The sequence below is a fragment of the Sulfitobacter aquimarinus genome, assembly GCF_040149565.1.
Classification (GTDB): Bacteria; Pseudomonadota; Alphaproteobacteria; order Rhodobacterales; family Rhodobacteraceae; genus Sulfitobacter; species Sulfitobacter aquimarinus.
In genome coordinates this window covers 65,512-85,411 of record NZ_JBEFLO010000009.1, presented here as the reverse complement: position 1 = coordinate 85,411, position 19,900 = coordinate 65,512, and the positions used below count along the sequence as shown (strand labels likewise).

Sequence of the window (19,900 nt, the reverse complement as noted above, 5' to 3'; positions counted from 1 at the left end):
CACCCGATACCAACGGCAAACCCGCGACGCGCCAGCGCAAAAAACCGACCTCCTCCCGAAAGAACCAAGGCCGATCTACGGCCTATTTTTTCCGGCCCTATATCCTCTGGAGAATCCCGATGTTCCAAAAGGGCGTCGGGGTGGGGCAGAGCCCCGACAACACCGGCCTCAGACAGTTACGGCAAAATCTTGCCGGGGTTCATAATCCCGTCCGGATCAAGCGCGTGTTTGATAGCTCCCATAACATCCACAGCACCGCCCAACTCCTTGCGCAGATAGGGCCGCTTGCCCTGCCCGATGCCATGCTCGCCCGTGCAGGTCCCGCCCAGCGCGATCGCGCGGTCGTTCAGCCAACTGACAAACTGCTCGGCCCGCGCCACCTCATCGCGGTCTTCCATGTCCACCAGCAAAGAGGCATGAAAATTCCCGTCGCCCGCGTGGCCTACGATGGGCGCAATCAGCCCCATCTCCAGCGCCTTTTCATTCGCACTGCCCACCGCTTCGGCCAGTTTCGAGATCGGCACACAAACATCCGTCGCGACCGCTTTGCACCCGGGCCGCAAAGCCAGCATCGCCCAATAGGCGTCATGGCGCGCCTGCCACAGCTTGTTGCGCTCTTCCAGGCTGGTCGTCGCGGCATAGCCGTTGCCGCCGAAATCTTCCGCCAATGCGCCGAAGGTCTCTGCCTGCTCGGCCACGCCTGCGTCCGAGCCGTGGAACTCAAGCAACAGCAAAGGCGTCTCGGGCAGCGTCAGTTTGGAATAGCTATTCACCGCTTTCACCACCAACGCATCCAACAGCTCGATCCGCGCCACGGGCAGACCGTATTGGATCACCGCCATCACCGCCTCACAGGCTGCCTCGATCGTCGGGAACGAACAACTCGCCGCCGAGATCGCCTCGGGGATGCCCTGCAACCGCAGGCTGACTTCGGTAATAATCCCCAGCGTCCCTTCAGAGCCGACCATCAACCGCGTCAGATCATACCCCGCCGAAGATTTGCGCGCGCGACTTGCGGTGCGAATAATCTCGCCATTGGCCATCACGGCCTCCACGCTCAGCACATTGTCCTTCATCGTACCATAGCGCACCGCATTGGTACCCGAGGCCCGCGTGGCCGTCATGCCGCCAATGCTGGCATCCGCTCCGGGATCAATCGGGAAAAACAGCCCCTGATCCCGCAGATGGGTATTCAAAGCCATCCGCGTCACACCGGGCTGCACACGGCAATCCAGATCGCCCGCATTCACCTCCAGCACGTCGGCCATCTGGCTCACATCAATGCTGATCCCGCCCGCAGGCGCGTTCACATGCCCCTCAAGCGAAGTGCCGGTACCAAAGGGAATAATCGGCACCTTATGCGCGGCACAAATCTTGACCACATCCGACACCTCCTGCGTCGACTGCGCAAAAACAACCCCGTCGGGGGGCTGGTTGGCGATCCACGTTGTTGTGTGCGCGTGCTGCTCACGAATGGCAGCACCCGCGCTAAACCGCTCTCCGAACTGCTGCTTGAGGATCCCAAGCGCCGCCCCGATCCCGTCTTCATTCCGCTGCAATGCTGTCACGCTCTACTCTCCCAACACAATGCCTTCACGGCGCGGATCCGCACCGCCGCGCAGCCTATCACCAATCGCGATAAGATGAAGACCCGACGTCAACGCCCGCGCATTTGTCTCATACCCGACTGCACCAAGGCCATCGGCCAAAGCCTCCGCCGACGTCCCCGCCTCCAGATCATAAGTGCCAAAACGGTTCACCGCATGGGGCAATGTTGCGGCCTGTTGCGGGTCCATCCCCCAGTCAATCATCGCGATAATCGCCTGCGTGGTATAACCGATGATCCGGCTGCCCCCCGGCGAGCCCGCCACAATCACGGGCGCACCGTCCTTCATCACAATTGTCGGCGACATAGAAGACCGCGGCCGTTTGCCCGGCTCCACCCGATTGGCAATCGGCACACCCTCGCGGTGGCTGCGAAACGAAAAATCCGTCAGCTCGTTATTGAGAAGGAATCCCCCCACCATCAAACGACTGCCAAAGCCGTTCTCGATCGTGGTCGTCATCGAGGCCACATTGCCATAGCTGTCCACGATCGAGATATGCGAGGTTGAAGGCAGCTCGATCGCTTCCCCGTCTGCCCAATTGAGCGCATGGTCAAACGCAGGCGATCCCGCCGAAACCTCCTCCAGCGCACGGTCGCCCGCCAGCAACGCACCCCGCTGCGCCAGATAGGACGGCTCCAACATCCCTTCTACAGGCACAGGCACAAAGTCACTGTCCGCCACAAACCGCCCACGATCCGCAAAAGCCAGCCGCGCCGCGTCGCCGATCAAACGGCGTACCGTCACATCACTTGGTCCCGCGCTCAGATCATAGCCCTGCAACATGCCCAAGGTCTGCCCCACCGCAATCGCGCCGGACGAAGGCGGCCCCATGCCACATACCTCATGCGCACGATAGGCTGCACAAACCGCTGGCCGCTCTTTCACGCGGTAGATCGCCAGATCGACCTCCGACAAAACGCCCGGATTGTCCTTTGCCCCCTGCACGGTTGCCACAATGCTTTTTGCCAAATCACCCGCATAGAACGCGCCCATCCCCTGCTGGGCCAAAACCTCAAGCGTGTGCGCATAGGGCAAATTCACCAACCTGTCGCCCGCCGCGACGGGCACACCTGCGGGCAGAAAATACTCCGCCGTGATGTCCGACGCCGCCAACCGTTCTGCATCATTGGCCACCAGCTGCGCCAGTCTGGGGCTGACAGAAAACCCCGCCGCCGCCAGCTTGCGCGCAGGCTCTAACAAATCGGCCCACGCATGGCGGCCATACCGCTCATGCACCTGCGCCAGCAACGCGGGCGTTCCAGGCGTACCAACAGAGCGCCCGCCCACAACCGCATCAAAGAACCGCAGCGGCGCGCCTGTCGCGTCCTGAAACAACCGCGGCGTTGCCGCCAATGGCGCTGTTTCGCGCCCGTCATACGTGGTCAACGCCCCGCGTTCCGCATCATACCACACCAGAAACGCGCCACCCCCAAGACCCGAGCTTTGCGGCTCAACCAGCCCCAGCATCACCTGCACAGCAACCAAAGCATCCGCCGCCGTCCCCCCGGCGGCCAAAACATCGGCGCCAGCCTGCACCGCATGCGGGTTCGCAGCCGCAACCATCCACTGCGACGCCTCTACGGGTGCGCCCGCACCCTTTAACGCAAGCGATGCCGAAACCTCTGGCGACAGACTCTCGAACACGCCAACACCAGCCGCTTCCGGGTCAACCGCATCCGCCGCCTGCTGCGCCACAGCCCCCTGCGCCATTACCGCCAGGCACATCGCCATCAATCTATGCACACCGCTCTCCAATCGCTTCTTTATTTTGCCCTTAAACTCAATCCCGCATGACCCTAAAAACGCCGACAGACCCGTTTACAGCATCGCAGGCACAACCTGATCGGGGGGCCGGTGGCCGTCATCAAACGTCTTGATATTGATGATCACCTTCTCGCCCATCTCCATCCGCCCTTCCAACGTCGCCGATCCCATATGCGGCAGCAACACTACGCTATCGAGCTCGCGCAGGCGCGGGTTTATCTCAACTCCGTGCTCGTACACATCCAACCCCGCGCCCTTCAACTCGCCCGCCCGCAACATGCGGGTCAGCGCGTTCTCGTCGATGACTTCCCCGCGGGAGGTATTCACAATCACCGCATCTGGTTTCATCAGCTTCAACCGCCGCGCATTCATCAGATGGAAGGTGGACGGCGTATGCGGACAATTGACCGAGATCACGTCCATCCGCGCCACCATCTGGTCAAGGCTCTCCCAATAGGTCGCCTGCAAATCGGCCTCCACCTCGGAGCGCAGGCGGCGGCGGTTGTGATAATGGATCTGCATCCCGAAGGCAGAAGCCCGCCGCGCAACAGCCTGACCAATCTGGCCCATTCCCAAAATACCCAAGCGGCGGCCCGCGATCCGCCCGCCCAGCAAAGCATTGGGGGCCCAGCCGTCCCACTGGCCCTTTTGCATCTTGGCCATACCTTCGGGCATCCGCCGCGTCACCGCCAGCATCAGCGCCATGGTCATGTCTGCCGTATCATCGGTCAGAACGCCGGGCGTGTTGGACACCAACACCCCCTTTTGCCGCGCAGTGGCCACGTCGATATGATCAACCCCCGCGCCGTAATTCGCAATCAGCTTCAGGCGCTCCCCCGCTTGCGCCAACAGGCCTGCGTCAATTGCGTCGGTGATCGTAGGCACCAGCACATCACAGGTCTTGACCGCCTCGACCAGCTCGGCACGGGTCATCGGCGCGTCCGTCTCGCGCAGGGTCACATTGAATAACTCTGCCATACGGGTCTCGACCACCTCAGGTAACCGTCGCGTGACTACAACACTCAGCTGTTGTTTTGGCATAACTCATTCTCCGTGCTTGGCAGGGTCCACCCCTGACTGGCATGGTGGCCCAAGCAGCGACGAGGCACAAGAACCCCGCGCCGCATCAGAGCAAGACAAATAACAATTCAGTGCAGGCAGCACCCCATGAACACATCCCGTATGCGCCGTCTTGGCGCAGGCCTCCTTGGCGCGACAGCCCTTATCTTGACAACCAGCTTCGCCACGCCCGTTTTGGCAGCGGGGTCGGACAGCTCGGCCAAACCCGTTCAGATCAAAGCGATGGGAAAAGTCACAAAACGCCCGATCCCGCGCTATGTCTCGATGAAAGCATCCGAGGGCAACGTGCGCCGTGGTCCGTCCCTGTCGCACCGCATCGATTGGGTTTTCAAACGCCGCGACATGCCGCTGCGCATCACAGCCGAGCATGGCCACTGGCGCCGCGTCGAAGACCGCGACGGCATGGGCGGCTGGGTCCACTATTCCCTGCTGTCAGGCACCCGCACCGTGCTGATTGAAAAAGACATGCTGACCCTACACGCCCGCCCGATGGCCAAAGCGCCCGTAACGGCGGCGCTGGAATTGGGCGTGGTTGCCCGCGTCAGCGAATGCGCACAAGAATGGTGCCTGCTACGCTCTGGCGGGTTTAAAGGCTGGGCGCCCAAGGCGCGGCTTTGGGGTGTGCGCGCTTTGGAAGAATTTGACTGATTGAACCTGCCCGTCCTTTGGATCATGCTGCGGCTCTGCGCTGATCTGACAAAGGACCCTGCCCGATGAAATCCGTTTCTTACGACCGTTTCGGCCCTGCCGCCGATGTGCTGAGCCTGTCTGATATCGACACGCCCGCCCCCGCGCCAGGTGAAGTCACCGTGCGCATGGCCCTGTCCGGCGTAAACCCCTCTGACACCAAATCCCGCGCAGGTGCGCCCGGTGTGGCGAAACCGGCCTTTGCCCAAGTCATCCCGCACAGCGATGGCGCAGGCACCATAGAGGCCGTGGGCGCAGGCGTGGACCCCGCCCGCATCGGCACCCGCGCCTGGATCTGGAACGGCCAGTGGCAACGCGCCTTCGGCACGGCTTCTACCCACATCACCCTGCCCGCCGAACAGGCCGTGGCATTGCCCGACAGCGTCAGCCTTGAGACAGGGGCTATCCTTGGCATTCCGGGCCTGACCGCAGCCGAGGCGGTGTTTGGCCCGGGTGATGTGACGGGGCAAACGCTGCTCATTGCGGGCGGCGGGGGCACCGTGGGGTATCTGGCCGTGCAACTGGCCGTCTGGGGTGGTGCGCATGTCATCGCCACCTGTAGCGAACGGGACCGTGCGCGGGTCGAGGCGGCGGGCGCGCATTGCGTGCTGGACTACCGCTCGGAGACATTGGCGCAGGACATCCTTGCCGCGAACAACGGCGCTTTGGTTGACCGTGTGCTGGAGGTCGAGTTTGGCGTAAACATCGACACGAACGCCACCGTGATCAAGGCAAACGGGACAATCGCCGCCTATGGCTCGCAGCTCGATATGATGCCTGTGCTGCCGTTCCGCCCGCTGCTGTTCAAGGCTGTGACCATCGACATCATTCTGATCTACCTGCTGCCCCTGTCTGAGCGAACCGAGCGGATTGCCCGCCTGCACGCCGCCCTAGAGGCTGGTGCGCTGACCTGCCCTGTCGCCGCGATCTATCCATTGGCCGACTGTGCCGCGGCACATGACGCCGTAACGGCAGGCGGCCGCGCGGGGGCGATCCTGCTTAGCTGTGACTAGATTTGCAAAGATGCGCGTGTGGGCATAGAATCCTCCAATATATAAACGAGAATTCAATCCAGAGATTTCACATGCGCATTTTTGCTTTCTTGCTGTGCCTGATGCTGCCCCTTGGGGCCGTGGCGCAGACTGCGGACCAGCCGTCGGGCACCATCACCCTTTCGGATAGTGCGACACAAGACGCCAGCATTGCCATCCGCATCCGCGACATCATGGGAGAGTTGGAAGGCTACGGTGATGTCACTGTCTCTGTCTCGTCGGGCATCGTTACCCTGCGCGGCAGCACGCTGGACACGGAAACGGCCTTGCGTCTGAACGATTTGGTCGGCCGCGTTGAAGGCGTTGTCGCCATCGAAAACGAAGTGGCCCAAACCACCGATGTGGTGCAGCGCCTGAACCCCGCCGTTGAGCGGCTCCTTGCCCGTATGCAGCAATTCATCGCGCTACTGCCGCTGGTGCTGGTCGCGGTGTCGCTGTTTGTCATCATTGTCATCGCGGGCTTTGCCATCGCACGGCGCAAACAGCCGTGGGACCGTCTGGCCCCGAATGCCTTTATCGCCGACATCTTCCGTCAGGTGCTGCGGTTGGTCTTTGTTATCGGCGGGCTGGTTGTCGCGCTGGATATTCTGAACGCTACCGCGTTGCTGTCGGGTATTCTGGGTGCTGCGGGGATCGTTGGCCTCGCTATCGGTTTTGCTGTGCGTGACACGGTCGAGAACTTCATCGCCTCGATCATGCTGTCGATTCGCCAGCCCTTCCGCCCCAATGACACGATCGAGATCGAGGGCGACACCGGCAAAGTCATCCGCCTTACCTCGCGGGCGACCATATTGCTCAGCTTTGATGGCAACCACATCCGCATCCCCAATTCGACCGTCTTCAAAAGCCGTATCGTCAACTTTTCGCGCAACGCCGAGCGGCGGTTCACCTTTCAGGCAGGCGTAGCCCCCGACGCCGATCTGGCCCACGCGCAGACACTGGCCGCCAACACGCTCGACGCGTTGCCGTTTGTTTTGAGCACACCCAAAGCATCCGTCTGGATCGAGGAGGTCGGCGACAGTTGGGTCACGATGGGCATGGCCGCGTGGATCAACCAGAATGACACCAGCGTGGTGCTGGCCCGCTCCGAAGCGATACGCATGGTGCAAGCCGCTTATGATACAGCGGATATGTCCGCGCAGGCCCCCGCCTACCGCCTTTTGCACGAAGGGGCGACCGGCACACCGCAAATGACGCAACCCACGCCCGAGGTGGCCTATGAGGGCCCCGTTGTTCCCCCCTCACCTGTGCAGGATGTTGACGCGGTCGAGGACAAGCAACTCGAAGAAATTGTGGAACTTGAGCGTGCAGAAGAGCATGCAGATCTGCTGCGTGAAAACGCCGAACAGGAATAACAGCAAATTTGGTAGATTTCTGAACGATAAAGGCTTGCACCCCACAGCAATCGGCCCTATCTAACCGCCTACGTTGGGATGTGGCCAAGTGGTAAGGCATCTGTTTTTGGTACAGAGGATCGTAGGTTCGAATCCTACCATCCCAGCCACGCAGTCTAAGATATCTAAATAGTTCATTTTGATACCTTAGACTGCGTGTTTTCCAACGGTATTTCTGAAATCGTTGTCTTGGTCATTCAGGCAGGTCGCTGATCGGCACGTGCCCGTCGCCTGGAACAAGCCTTGCGCAATCCTCCAACACCAACGCACGAGAGGCCGCCCCGAATCGGGCCGACCTGTTTTTGTTCCACTATGTCTTTGTGATCTTCGCGGCGTGCGTAGTCGCATCAGAAGATAAGATCACCCGCGTCGATCTGGGCCTCTTGAACACCAAGCAGCGTGACCTGCCCTGCCGCCCCCAACGAGATCACCACATCCCCTCCCACATCGTTTGCCGCTGATGTGAAATCGGCAAAGTCGTTGATCGCCATGACGTCCGAGAAATCAAGGATGTCGATGTTGGGTTGGAAATCGGCAACGATATCGGCCCCGTTTGCGGCGCTGAAAACAAAGGTGTCCGCGCCTGTTCCCCCGTCAAGCATGTCATTGCCCGCGCCGCCGATCAGTGTGTCGCTGTTCACGCCGCCTGACAAAACGTCGGACCCGTCATCGCCCTCAAGGCGGTCGTTGCCGCCCTGACCCTGCAACGTGTCATTGCCGCCCTCGCCATACAGCACGTCAGATCCGGCATTGCCCAGAACGATGTCATTTGCGCCACCTGCATAGACCAGATCATTGCCCAAACCACCATCAATGCTGTCAGCGCCTGTGCCGCCCCCTAGGGTGTCAGCGCCCGTGCCGCCCGACATGGTGTCAGCGCCGCCGCCACCCGTCATCATGTCAGAACCCGCAGCCCCCAGCACGCGGTCATTTCCGTTGCCACCCGCCACGGTGTCATTGCCTGTGCCGCCATCGACGGTATCGTTCCCGTCACCGCCATCCACCGCATCAAAACCCGCCCCCCCCAAGACGAGATCATCGTTCTGCCCGCCGAACAACCGGTCTGCATTGGCTTGGCCCAGCAGCGTGTCATTCCCGATATTGCCACGCAGGGTATCGTTGTCCGTGCCTCCTGTAATGCTGTCGTCTCCGTCCTGGCCGACAATATCATCCGTGCCCTTGCCCCCCAACAACGTATCCGCGCCGATGCCACCGATCAAAACGTCATTGCCCGCACCACTATCCAGCAGGGAGCCGACATCAGCCGCGGTCACGGTATCGTTCCCGCCAATGGTATTGCCCGCAAAATTCTCGAAGTTCAGCAGGACATCCGCGACGCCATTGACCGCGCCCGTTTGCAGATTCACCAGTTGCCCCGTGGCGGTGCCGTATTGGAACGTATCGCGTCCAGCGCCGCCGTCGGTTTCCCCCAGATCAAGGTTGCCTGTGCCGCTGAACCGGAACACGTCATCGCCCGCGCCCAGATCAATGATGTTGCCAACGTGGAATGTATCGACCGTATCGTTGCCCGCGCCACCGCTGATGTCATGGGTGCCAAAGGGACCAGAGCGGTTATAGATCAAGTCGTCACCTGCATCCCCCGAAATCGTGTCATATCCCATGTTTCCGGCATACAGCGTGTCATTGCCCGCGCCGCCCTCCAGCACATCATCGCCGTTATAGGCAAACAAGCGGTCGTTGCCGTCACCGCCGCGGATCACATCACTGGCGTCCCCGCCATACAGCGCGTCATTGCCTGCACCGCCGCTCAGATCATTGCCGCCGTCGTTACCATAGAGGCTGTCGTTTCCTGCGCCCCCGTCAAGCGTGTCATTGCCATCCCCCCCAGACAAAAGATCCGCTCCGCCGCCACCCTCCAGAATGTCGTTTCCAGATTCTCCAGCCATTACATCTGCGCCGTCGTCATCGCCGCCCGCAAGCGTGTCATCGCCAAACCCGCCATAGATCGTGTCATCGCCGTCTTCGCCAAGCAGCGCGTCATCATCGTTTCCGCCGAGCAGTGTATCGTTGCCTTCTCCGCCGCGCAGAACATCATTGCCGTCCCCACCGCTCAGGCTGTCCCCGCCTGCACCACCGTCGAGAAAGTCTATACCGGCATCGCCATATAGCAGGTCGATATCATCCCCGCCCAGCAAGGCATCATTACCGTCACCGCCGCGCAACACATCGTTGCCGCCGTTCCCGATCAAAAAGTCGCTGCCTGCCTCGCCCAGAATACTGTCATTGCCCTGCACCGCAAAGTTGTCATTCCCGTGCCCTGTAACCGACACGCCCAACATATAGGTGGCGCCCGAGGCAATTGGCGCAGCGCCCGACTGCTCCACACGGATGTAGACGGTTTGATACAAACCTGTTGTATTTTCCCAGTTCAGAAACGCGTCCAGCGCGCCACTACTGCCCAATCCACCGCCCCCCTCAAAGGTGTCATCATTCGAGGCAAGGACATTGCCCGACGCATCAAACAGCGTCAGCGCGCTGTCAAAGGAGGGTCCGCCATATTGGCTGTGCCCGAAATCAATATCAGCGGTAAGCGTTTGCCCCATGAACACGTCGACGGCAAACACATCGTACTCGCCTGCGCCCTGCCCGAGAACTGTCATATAGGGAATGCTGTCGTCCTCGACCAAAGGGTTGGGTTGGGTTGACCACAGGTAGGTGTCGTTAATGTCCGCAGCGGTGGCGATTGTATTGTTGCCCGCGTCATCATCTACAAAAACCAGATCAATATCGCCCACCACAACATCGTTCCCCGCACCTGCGATGACCGTGTGGTTGCCAGTAAAGAACGCCGACTGCGCCAGAATAATGTCCCCGTCTGCCGTCCCCGTGCCAAGGCCGCCATTTGTGCTTACTGTGATATTCGTCATTGGAAGTTCCTTTGATAAAATAGGGGGGCCGCGATGGTACAATACATCGCGTCAGGCGGAAATTCGCATGCCTTGGGGATATAGAACCAAAGTTCGTCCCAGTTGTATAGGCAGGCTTTCCTAGCCCTCATTTACAAGCAGAGTTGGAATAGTGGGCGCGGCGAATTGCGTCGCCAAGCGCCTGCCGCCTCACGGCCCTTACAAGATGTTGACTGTATCCCCGGCGATGCCAAAGCGGCGCTCTGTCTCGGCCCCTTCCGTAAACAAGGCCCGTGCAGCCTGTTGGTGCGGAGCGTTCGGGGCCACATATGGCGCAGGTTCAACTCCAACGATCAGGGATGAAGCGCGGAAAAACACCCGCTCAAAAGTTCATTCCGCTGCAAAATTACCCATTTAAAGTACATTACCCTAAAATTTATCAAAAATAAGACCCAATCGCCAAGGCATATCCCTACACTAATGACAGGGACCCAAGCGCACCTGACAGACGTGCCGGATGGTTCTGTGCCGCCAATGGGGCCACCCCCGCTGCGGTGCATCATACTCAAAAAAACGGAGGAACGAATGACAATCAAGATAGTCATTGGACTGGACGGGACAGACACCGGAGAACGCGCGCTTGCCTTCGCCAAGGAACTGGCCTCGAAGATGGAAACCTGCGAGCTGCTGGCGATTTATGTGATAGAATGGTCGCCATTCACCTTCCAGACGGCCGAAGAAAACGCCCAGCGCCACAAGCGCCGCGAAGAGGAGATCGCACTTGCGACCTCGCGCATCGTAGAGCCTGCGGTGACCGCGCTGAAAGCGGCGGGTTTCAACGCCAGCGGCATGGTGCGCCACGGCGACGTGGCCGAGACACTGAACAAGCTGACGGTCGAAAACGGCGGCGCGCAAATTATCGTCGGGCGGGCCTCGTCGGACGGGTTTGCAAAGCGGCTGTTCGGCAGCTCGACCCAGAACCTTGTGATGCACGCGGACGTGCCTGTCACAGTTGTCGGATAGGGGGATAGTATGAACACGACTTACAAAACACTGGGGGCTGCGGGGCTGATGTCATCGCTTGCCACCTCGGCGCTGGCCCAAGAGGCGATGACGCTGGACCAGAAAGTAAACGACGCATTCGCGGCTTCAACGGGCTGGTTCGTGAACTTTATCTTTATGTCGCTGCCCGGCACGAACTTTCCATGGATCGTTCTGTGGTTGGTTGTCGCGGCGACGATTTTCACCATCTACTTCGGCTTTGTGCAGTTTCGCTTTTTCAAACACGCGATCCATCTGGTCAAAGGCGACTACTCCGACCCCAATGACGCGGGCGAGGTGAGCCATTTTCAAGCGCTGGCAACTGCGCTGTCGGGTACCGTTGGCCTTGGCAACATTGCTGGTGTTGCCGTGGCGGTCGGTATCGGGGGGCCGGGGGCCACGTTCTGGATGATCCTTGCGGGTCTTTTGGGCATGGCGTCCAAGTTTACCGAATGTACGCTGGGCGTAAAATACCGCAATGAATATCCTGACGGCTCTGTTTCGGGGGGGCCGATGTACTATATCTCCAAAGGGTTTGACGAGCTGGGCCTGCCCGGTGGTAAAATCCTTGCGGTGCTGTTTTCGGTCTTCTGTATTCTTGGCGCTTTGGGCGGCGGGAACATGTTTCAGGCCAATCAGGCGCACGCGCAGATTTCAGGCATTGTCGGTGACTATCCCGGCTGGATCACGGGCATCATCTTTGCCGCGGTTGTCTTTGCCGTCATCGTGGGCGGGATCAAATCCATCGCCAACGTGACCGAAAAAGTCGTGCCGATCATGGGCATCCTGTATGTTGGTGCGGCGGCGATCATCCTGATCGTGAACTACGACATGATCGGTTGGGCCTTCGGCCAAATCTTTGCCGGTGCGTTTACGGGCCTCGGCGTTGCAGGCGGCTTTGTCGGCGCGTTGATCCAAGGGTTCAAGCGGGCTGCGTTCTCGAACGAAGCGGGCGTCGGTTCGGCGGCTATCGCACACTCTGCGGTGCGCACAAACGAGCCGATCACCGAAGGCTTCGTTTCCTTGCTGGAGCCGCTGATCGACACTGTTGTGATCTGCACCATGACCGCGCTGGTCATCGTGATCTCGCAGCAGTTGATCATTGATCCCGCAACGGGCAACTACATGCTGAACGAGGCTGGTACAGCCATCGCCACAGTCGACGGCAACTCTGGCGTCTCATTGACCTCGGCGGCGTTCGGATCGGGCATCAGCTGGTTCCCGTTCGTTCTGGCAATTGCAGTCGTTCTGTTCGCCTTCTCGACCATGATCTCGTGGAGCTATTACGGCCTCAAGGCGTGGACCTACCTGTTCGGCGAAGGCAAAACCTCCGAGCTGGTGTTCAAGGTGATCTTCTGCGTGTTCATCGTGATCGGTGCGGCGGCCTCTCTTGGTCCGGTCATCGACTTCTCGGATGCGGCGATCTTTGCCATGGCCGTGGTCAATATCTTCTGCCTGTATTTCCTGATGAAACTGGTCAAGACCGAACTGGCATCCTATGCCGCACGTCTCGACAGCGGTGAGATCAAGAAGTTCAACCATTAATACAAACGCCCCGACGCAGCAGTTTTGCGTCAGGGCAACTTCGGCCCCTTCGGGCGAGTCATGATGTGACGCATTCATAGCACCGTCACGGCAAGTGATTGTTGTGGAAACCGCGTCCTTCCCCCCCTTGGCACCTATTGTCGCACAGCCCTTAACGGGCGGGAAAAAAGGGATATGTCCTTTGTAGCAAAACAGGCAAAGGACAAGCCCACCCCGTGGACACACTTCTTCTTTCGCGCATCCAGTTCGGCGCCAACATATCGTTTCACATTCTGTTCCCCACGATCACCATCGCACTGGGGTGGATGTTGTTGTTTTTCAAGCTGCGCTTCACCGCCACGGGTGAGAAGAAGTGGATGCACGCCTATATGTTCTGGGTGAAAATCTTTGCGCTGTCTTTTGCCATGGGCGTTGTGTCGGGCATTACCATGTCCTTCCAGTTCGGCACCAACTGGCCGGGGTTCATGGAGACTGTGGGCAATGTCGCGGGGCCGCTGCTGGCCTATGAGATCATGACCGCCTTTTTCCTTGAGGCCGTGTTCCTTGGAATCATGCTGTTCGGTGCCTCACGGGTGAAGTCTTGGGTGCATACGCTGGCGACCTTCCTTGTGGCCTTCGGCACAACCATGTCGACCTTCTGGATCATCGTGCTGAATTCATGGATGCACACCCCGCAGGGCTATGAGCTGATCGACGGTGTCGTGCATGCGACCAACTGGTTCGAGATCATCTTCAACCCCTCCATGCCCTACCGCTTAGTGCATATGATGCTGGCCTCCGGCCTCACCGTGGCCTTCCTGATCGCGGGCATCTCTGCCCTGCGGATACTGTGGGGCGACCGTGGCGAGGACGTGAAGGCGGCGTTGCGGGTGGGCATCATCGCGGGTGCCGCACTAATCCCGCTGCAAATCCTTGCGGGGGATTTTCACGGCCTGAACACGCTGGAACACCAGCCTGCAAAGGTCGCCGCGATGGAGGGGAACTGGGACACGGGCCCCAATACTCCGCTGGTTCTGTTCGCCATTCCCGACGAAGCAGCGCGTGAGAATACCTACGAGATTGCGATCCCCAATCTTGCCTCCCTGATCCTGACCCACAAGGCCGATGGCGTGGTGCCGGGGCTGAACGATTTTGTAACCGAAGACGGCGAGGTGCTGCACCCGCGCGTGGCGCCTGTGTTCTACAGCTTCCGCATCATGGTCGGGACAGGCATGGCGATGCTGTTGCTGTCTTGGGGCGGGGTGTACCTGCTGCGCCGTTACGGCGCGGGCGATATGCCCAAGGTTTCGCTGTATGCCTTCTGCGCGATGAGCTTTAGCGGCTGGATCGCCACCCTTGCAGGGTGGTACACCACCGAGATCGGCCGCCAGCCGTGGTTGGTATCAGGCGTGCTGTCCACAAAGGACGCCGTCAGCGATGTGCCTGCGGGAATGGTTCTGAGCACGCTCATCGGCTATCTGGTTGTCTATGGCGCACTGATCCTCGCCTATATCGGGGTCATTACCTATCTGGCACGCAAAGCGACCAAGGGTGAGCAGTTGGTCACCCGCGCCTACCCGCGCAGCGGTGAGGCGAACATCAAAGCCCTCGTACCCGGAGAATAGTGATGGAATATTTCGGAGACCCTGCCGTCTGGCTCCCGTGGAGCTTTGCCGCTCTGATGGGGCTGTCGATCCTGATGTATGTGGTGCTTGACGGGTTCGACCTTGGGGTCGGGCTGCTGATGCCGCTGGCGGATGATGTCCAAAAGGACAAGCTGGTCGCCTCGATCGGGCCGTTCTGGGACGCGAACGAGACGTGGCTGGTGCTGGCTGTGGGGCTGCTGCTGGTGGCGTTTCCGCCTGCGCACGGGGTGATCCTTACGGCGCTTTATCTGCCGGTGTTCGTGATGCTGGTGGGCCTGATCCTGCGCGGTGTCTCGTTCGAGATGCGGGCCAAAGCACCGCTCAAACAAAAACCGCTGTGGAACGGGGCCTTCTTTGCGGGATCGCTGATGGCCTCACTGTCCCAAGGGTTCATGCTGGGGATGTACATCATGGGTCTGACGTGGACCCTGCCGCATGTGGGTTTTGCCCTGCTGACGGCGGTGTTCCTGACCGTGGGCTACAGCTTTATCGGGGCGGCGTGGCTAATCTGGAAGACCGAAGGGGCGTTGCAAGAACGCGCCATCGGGTGGGCAAAGGGTGGCATGTGGGGGCTGGTGATGGGCATCGCCGCCATCTCGCTCGCGACACCATTTGTCAGCACGCGTATCTTCGACAAATGGTTCAGCTATCCGTCGTTCGCCTATCTGTCGCCGCTGCCGATCCTGTCGCTGGTGCTGGTGGGTTATCTGTGGCGGCAGTTGGCGCGTTTGCCACTGGCGGAGGACCGCATGTCATGGACACCCTTCGCCGCTGCGATTGCACTGTTTACGCTGGCCTACGGCGGCATGGCCTATTCGTTCTACCCTTATGTAGTCCCCGAACAGATCACGATTTACGAGGCCGCCTCGGCCCCCGAAAGCCTGTTCATCATCCTACTGGGCACGCTTTTCGTGCTGCCCGCTATTCTGGGATACACAGTGCTGTCCTATTACATCTTCCGCGGCAAGGCGACGGCGCTGCGCTATGACTAACTCACGCTGATCTCCGTACCTGCCGCTTCGATGTCGCGGCCAGCGGCGATCAGAATATCTTCGCGAAAACGCCCCGCGACCAGTTGGGCACCGACGGGCGTATTGCCCTGCGCACCGGTAGCGACAGCCAATGCAGGCAGGCCCAGCACCGGCAAGGCCCGCTGGGTCAGCTGCGCCTCCATGATGCGGGTGAAGGTCTCGGGCGCTTCCACGTCAAGCTGTTGCGCAAAGGGCAGCTCGCCCGAGACGGGGCAGATTACCACGGGGTAGTTTCGCAAAAACGCCTGCCATTCGCGGATCAGCGGCAGCCGCCCCTGCAGCGCGCCCATCAGTGTATCCACATCTGTCTCTGGCACCCGCGCTTTCATCTGGGCAAAGACAAATTGCGAATCCGCCTCGCCCTCAGCCTCTACCACAGCGTTTACGCTGCGCATGTCGGCCATCCACAGCTGCTCATTAATCAGGGCGGCGGGGCGCAGGGAGGGGCATGGCACTTCCTCCACGCTCCAGCCTGCGGCGGTCAAGCGGGCGGCGGCATCGCGCAAGGCCGCCTCGACCTGTGGCGCAACGGGCATGCCATCGGGGGCCACCACAAGGGCGGCGCGTTTGGGAAATGCGCCCTGATCATAGGGCGCGGGCACCCACCACGGATCACAAAAATCAGGGGCAGCCATCGCCAGCAGCGAAGCTTCGATATCGTCGATGCTACGTGTAATCGGGCCAGAGACGGCCATCAGCTGCGCACCGATATGGCGGTCAGGGGCGCTGGCGTTATAGGCGGGCACGCGGCCAAATGTCGGGCGCAACCCGTGCAGGCCGCAGGCATAGGCGGGATAGCGGATCGAGCCTGCGATGTCCGTGCCATGCCCCACCGCGCACATGCCACTGGCCACCGCCGCAGACGCCCCCCCGGACGAGCCACCCGGCGTCAGCCCCGCATCACGCGGATTGAGCGTTTGACCGTGCAGATCGTTGCGGGTGAACCAGCGCAGCGAAAAGGCGGGCGTGTTGGTGCGCCCCACAATCACCGCGCCCGCCGCCCGCAGGTTTGCCACCACAGGGTTATCCGCCGGCGCGATCAGGTCTTTTTGCAGCTTCAACCCGTTGGTCGTGGCGTGACCTTTTTGGTCCACATTCACCTTGGTCGTCACAGGCACACCGCACAGCACGCCTGCGTCCTCGCCTCGTGCGATCCGTTGATCCACGGCCTGCGCCTGTGCCAGCGCCTCATCAGGGAAAGTCTGCACGATGGCGTTGATCGCCCCGTTGACGCTGTCGATGCGGTCCAGATGCGCTTGTGTCACCTCCACCGCCGAAAGCGTTTTGGCGCGTACCAGTGCGGCGATTTCGGTTGCGGTCTTTTGCCAAATCTCGGTCATCATAGCCTCTTGCATGAACGGGTTGTACGCAGTGTGGCAGGATCACAGCGCCCCGTCCAATACCACAGACAACGGGCCCGCGGCCCACCCCGCGCTAGATATACGAAAAGTAGAGATCCAGATTGGTCAGGCTATCCAGCGATTCAATTGTCAGGCTTGTCTCAGCGTTGAACCGCATCACGACCTGCCCGTTCTCGACACTGGCGAAGCGGTCAACGATCTCTTGATTGCTCAGACCGTTCAGCAGCCCGAAGCGGGTGGCGTCCAGATGGATTGTGTCAGCGTGGCCCACGTTGAAATCCTCGATCACGTCATGGCCGCTGTTGAACACGAACGTGTCGGAATGGGTGCCGCCGCGCAGCGTGTCGTTGCCAAACCCGCCATTGAGGGAATCCATATTCGCGCCGCCATTCAGGTAATCATCCCCGTCGAGCCCGCTGATGTCATCGTTGCCTGCGCGGCCAAAAAGGCGGTTACTGCCTGCATCGCCGCCGATGGTGTCGTCGTAATATCCGCCTGCGAGGTCCTCGATGCTGATATACATATCGCCTGCGGCTTCGCCCGTGTTGTTGCTGGTATTATCCAGATCAAGGCGCAGCGCGGTCTGGCTTTCAGAGTATTGCGCACGGTCGCGGTGCGCGCCGCCGATCAGCAGATCAACGCCCACGCCGCCGAACAGCACATCATCGCCAACGCCCCCTTCCAGCGTGTCATTGCCGCGACGGCCAAAGATGTAATCGACGTTGGCCATGCCGCGAATGACGTTGTCGCCAAACGTACCGCGCAGGTTGTCAAAGCCCTGACTACCCGTCAGGTTTTCGATGCTGTCATAGGTATCGCCTGCGGCGATGTTGGTGTTGATCTGGCTGAACAGCAGGTCCACCCGCAGCGAACCACGGCTTTCGCCATAGTCCGCGGTATCAATCCCCGCGCCGCCGAAATGCGCATCCGCACCGGCGCTGCCCGCCAGTGTGTCCGCCGCATCGCCGCCGCGCAGATTATCGTTGCCGTCACCGCCAACCAAAAGGTCCTGCCCCCCGCCGCCCTCCAGCATGTCATTGTCTGCGCCACCAAAGAGTTGGTCAAAGCCCTCGCCGCCCTCGATCACGTCGTCACCCGCATTGCCGCGCAATACATCCTCGCCCGCGCCGCCCTCAATCGTGTCCGACTGCGCGCTGCCCAGCACCAGATCATTGCCCTCACCCGCATTGGTCGCGGTTGCAGTGCGCAACACGATCAGATCTTCGCGCTGCGAAGCTGTGGCCGAGACGAAATCATCCAGAACAACGCGAATGTCGGCAAAATCCAACACCTCTGCATCGCTCACGCGGGTCACATCCGCGCCTGACGTCTGCCAAAGCGTGACATCGGTAACCGCGCCGGTAAAGTTGATATCATAGGCCGTTGAGTCGCCTTGAAACGACACCGTATCGCGACCCAATCCCGCGTTAATCCGGTCATCCCCGTAGCCTGCGATGATCAAATCGTTCCCTTCAAAGGCAAGCACCGTGTCGTCGCCATCACCCGCGACGATCGAATCCGCCATACGGCCACCGCGCACATCGTCATTACCCGTTCCGCCAAACAGGCTATTCCCTGCTGTTGATGTGCCGCTTAAAAAGTCGTCACCCTCCCCACCATCAAGCGTTACGGTCGCGTCACCAAGGCCCGCGAATGTGCTGTCATAGACATCCAGCCGGTCATTACCGGCCCCGCCTTCCAGCAAAACGGCACCGAAAGCGTTATGCACCGTGCTAAGTTCGTCATCGCCATCCTCCCCCCGCAAAATGACCAGATCACTCAGGACGTCAGGCTCTTCAAGGCCGTTGCGACCCGACAGACGGATCGTATCGTTGCCTGCACCAGCGCTCACAATAATCGCTGTAGGATCAAGGAAGGACCTATTGGTCAGAATGTCATCAAAAGCCGTAAGCGTTATGTCGACATCGCTACCTGCATAAAAACCCTGATTTGTCTCGCGGTAGAACTCTCCGAGCCACCCGACCGAAAGGTGGTCAAAGTCGACAGGATCGCCGCGCACTTCTTCAAAGAACATGTCCCCGAAGCTGCGCAGCGCAGAGGAGTCGGGCGTGTAGATCAGGCGGTAGTCGGGGGTGTCCACGTTAAAGTCGCTCCAGCCGACAACCTCGACCTGCCCGATGTCGCGCAAGGGCATTTCACGGATCAGCGCCAAATCATCATCCAGCGCGGAATAGGCCTGCTCAATCATCTCAACCAGCAAGTGGCCCGCCGCATTGCGCGTGGTCGGATAGGCGCTGTCGACAGGCGCACTATTCGCAAGCGAGCCATTGAGGCTAAGTTGGCCAATGCCCGTGAATTCGAAATAGGTGCCCGAGCCATCGTAGCCTTCGCGCGTTGCGTTGCCGCTGCGGTCCAAAAACACCAGATTGCCCGGAGAGCCGCTTATCCGATGGGGCAGTACCGAAAACCCGTCGGCAGATCCATCGGGCAAGTCAAAGGTCCCTGCGCGTGACAGGATTTCGACATTGTAAGGATACAGCGGGCCTTCGCCTGTGCTGGCATATTCGTAGGTCAACGTGTTTTGATTGATCAGCCCGCCCAGATAGGCCTGCCCGCCATATTCAATTGACGCTACGGGATCGCTGCCGCTCCAGAACTGTTCGTTCAGCGCAGTTAGGGCACCGCTTGTTGATGACGCGTTCCTTGCACCGTCAAGATCGGTGAGAAGGGCATCCATCGAGACATAAACGCCAATACGCGAGCCGCTGTAATCATATGAATGTGCCATGCCCGAAACCCTGTCTGCTGAAAATAAATGAAACTTGGTCAAATACGACCTGTAATCCCTTTAGTCTGAGCAAGAACGAGGTAGCGAGCAAGCATTA

The 19,900-nt window shown here is 60.1% G+C and carries 13 protein-coding genes and 1 tRNA gene; 8 read left to right on the top strand and 6 right to left on the bottom strand.

The genetic code is table 11. From position 1 onward, the window contains the following. Positions 1-176: 176 nt before the first annotated feature. The 3 genes from ABMC88_RS15320 to ABMC88_RS15310 form a co-directional block, all read right to left on the bottom strand. Positions 177-1,568, bottom strand: coding sequence for an FAD-binding oxidoreductase (locus ABMC88_RS15320; RefSeq protein WP_349577775.1), 1,392 nt, complete (start codon positions 1,566-1,568; stop codon positions 177-179). Positions 1,569-1,571: 3 nt separating this feature from the next. Continuing rightward, the gene (ggt, locus tag ABMC88_RS15315; protein ID WP_349577818.1) at positions 1,572-3,338 is read right to left on the bottom strand and encodes a gamma-glutamyltransferase; all 1,767 of its coding nucleotides are present in this window, start codon (positions 3,336-3,338) and stop codon (positions 1,572-1,574) included. 87 nt (positions 3,339-3,425) lie between these two features. Then, positions 3,426-4,412 carry a 2-hydroxyacid dehydrogenase gene (locus tag ABMC88_RS15310; protein ID WP_349577774.1) on the bottom strand — a complete coding sequence of 329 codons (987 nt, stop codon included), beginning with the start codon at positions 4,410-4,412 and terminating at the stop codon, positions 3,426-3,428. A gap of 126 nt (positions 4,413-4,538) precedes the next feature. On the opposite strand from ABMC88_RS15310, the gene ABMC88_RS15305 reads away from it, so the two are divergent. The 4 genes from ABMC88_RS15305 (at position 4,539) to ABMC88_RS15290 (ending at position 7,694) form a co-directional block, all read left to right on the top strand. Then, positions 4,539-5,099: an SH3 domain-containing protein gene (locus ABMC88_RS15305; protein ID WP_349577773.1), complete on the top strand. Its 561-nt coding sequence runs from the start codon at positions 4,539-4,541 to the stop codon at positions 5,097-5,099. Positions 5,100-5,164: 65 nt separating this feature from the next. Further along, the gene (locus ABMC88_RS15300) at positions 5,165-6,151 is read left to right on the top strand and encodes an NADPH:quinone reductase (RefSeq protein WP_349577772.1); all 987 of its coding nucleotides are present in this window, start codon (positions 5,165-5,167) and stop codon (positions 6,149-6,151) included. A 71-nt stretch (positions 6,152-6,222) separates the two neighbouring features. Beyond that, the gene (locus ABMC88_RS15295) at positions 6,223-7,545 is read left to right on the top strand and encodes a mechanosensitive ion channel domain-containing protein (RefSeq protein WP_349577771.1); all 1,323 of its coding nucleotides are present in this window, start codon (positions 6,223-6,225) and stop codon (positions 7,543-7,545) included. Positions 7,546-7,619: 74 nt separating this feature from the next. Next, a tRNA-Gln gene (locus tag ABMC88_RS15290) sits at positions 7,620-7,694 on the top strand. Positions 7,695-7,931: 237 nt separating this feature from the next. Here the strand turns inward: ABMC88_RS15290 and ABMC88_RS15285 are convergent. Beyond that, the gene (locus ABMC88_RS15285) at positions 7,932-10,472 is read right to left on the bottom strand and encodes a calcium-binding protein (RefSeq protein ID WP_349577770.1); all 2,541 of its coding nucleotides are present in this window, start codon (positions 10,470-10,472) and stop codon (positions 7,932-7,934) included. Between the two features lie 564 nt (positions 10,473-11,036). Here ABMC88_RS15285 and ABMC88_RS15280 point away from each other — a divergent pair. The 4 genes from ABMC88_RS15280 to ABMC88_RS15265 all read left to right on the top strand — a co-directional run bounded on the left by ABMC88_RS15280 (position 11,037) and on the right by ABMC88_RS15265 (position 15,654). After that, complete coding sequence (locus tag ABMC88_RS15280) at positions 11,037-11,474, top strand: universal stress protein (protein ID WP_349577769.1); 438 nt, start codon at positions 11,037-11,039, stop codon at positions 11,472-11,474. 9 nt (positions 11,475-11,483) lie between these two features. Beyond that, entirely contained in the window at positions 11,484-13,037 is a 1,554-nt protein-coding gene (locus tag ABMC88_RS15275) for an alanine/glycine:cation symporter family protein (protein WP_349577768.1), read from the top strand. A 215-nt stretch (positions 13,038-13,252) separates the two neighbouring features. Then, positions 13,253-14,641, top strand: a complete 1,389-nt coding sequence (locus ABMC88_RS15270; RefSeq protein ID WP_349577767.1) for a cytochrome ubiquinol oxidase subunit I — start codon at positions 13,253-13,255, stop codon at positions 14,639-14,641. A gap of 2 nt (positions 14,642-14,643) precedes the next feature. Then, positions 14,644-15,654: a cytochrome d ubiquinol oxidase subunit II gene (locus ABMC88_RS15265; protein WP_349577766.1), complete on the top strand. Its 1,011-nt coding sequence runs from the start codon at positions 14,644-14,646 to the stop codon at positions 15,652-15,654. Here ABMC88_RS15265 and ABMC88_RS15260 read toward each other — a convergent pair. Together ABMC88_RS15260 and ABMC88_RS15255 are read right to left on the bottom strand one after the other, a co-directional pair. Then, positions 15,651-17,036, bottom strand: a complete 1,386-nt coding sequence (locus ABMC88_RS15260; protein ID WP_349577765.1) for an amidase family protein — start codon at positions 17,034-17,036, stop codon at positions 15,651-15,653. The two genes, ABMC88_RS15265 and ABMC88_RS15260, sit on opposite strands and share 4 nt — an antisense overlap. A 91-nt stretch (positions 17,037-17,127) precedes the next feature. Further along, positions 17,128-19,803 carry a calcium-binding protein gene (locus ABMC88_RS15255; protein WP_349577764.1) on the bottom strand — a complete coding sequence of 892 codons (2,676 nt, stop codon included), beginning with the start codon at positions 19,801-19,803 and terminating at the stop codon, positions 17,128-17,130. Between the last annotated feature and the right edge of the window lie 97 nt (positions 19,804-19,900).

Excerpts from the sequence above, each read along its gene's own strand:
- ggt (WP_349577818.1), bottom strand. The coding sequence starts at position 3,338 with ATGGCGATGTGCCTGGCGGTAATGGCGCAGGGGGCTGTGGCGCAGCAG.
- ABMC88_RS15310 (WP_349577774.1), bottom strand. The coding sequence starts at position 4,412 with ATGCCAAAACAACAGCTGAGTGTTGTAGTCACGCGACGGTTACCTGAG.
- ABMC88_RS15305 (WP_349577773.1), top strand. The coding sequence starts at position 4,539 with ATGAACACATCCCGTATGCGCCGTCTTGGCGCAGGCCTCCTTGGCGCG.
- ABMC88_RS15300 (WP_349577772.1), top strand. The coding sequence starts at position 5,165 with ATGAAATCCGTTTCTTACGACCGTTTCGGCCCTGCCGCCGATGTGCTG.
- ABMC88_RS15295 (WP_349577771.1), top strand. The coding sequence starts at position 6,223 with ATGCGCATTTTTGCTTTCTTGCTGTGCCTGATGCTGCCCCTTGGGGCC.
- ABMC88_RS15285 (WP_349577770.1), bottom strand. The coding sequence starts at position 10,472 with ATGACGAATATCACAGTAAGCACAAATGGCGGCCTTGGCACGGGGACG.
- ABMC88_RS15280 (WP_349577769.1), top strand. The coding sequence starts at position 11,037 with ATGACAATCAAGATAGTCATTGGACTGGACGGGACAGACACCGGAGAA.
- ABMC88_RS15275 (WP_349577768.1), top strand. The coding sequence starts at position 11,484 with ATGAACACGACTTACAAAACACTGGGGGCTGCGGGGCTGATGTCATCG.
- ABMC88_RS15265 (WP_349577766.1), top strand. The coding sequence starts at position 14,644 with ATGGAATATTTCGGAGACCCTGCCGTCTGGCTCCCGTGGAGCTTTGCC.
- ABMC88_RS15260 (WP_349577765.1), bottom strand. The coding sequence starts at position 17,036 with ATGATGACCGAGATTTGGCAAAAGACCGCAACCGAAATCGCCGCACTG.
- ABMC88_RS15255 (WP_349577764.1), bottom strand. The coding sequence starts at position 19,803 with ATGGCACATTCATATGATTACAGCGGCTCGCGTATTGGCGTTTATGTC.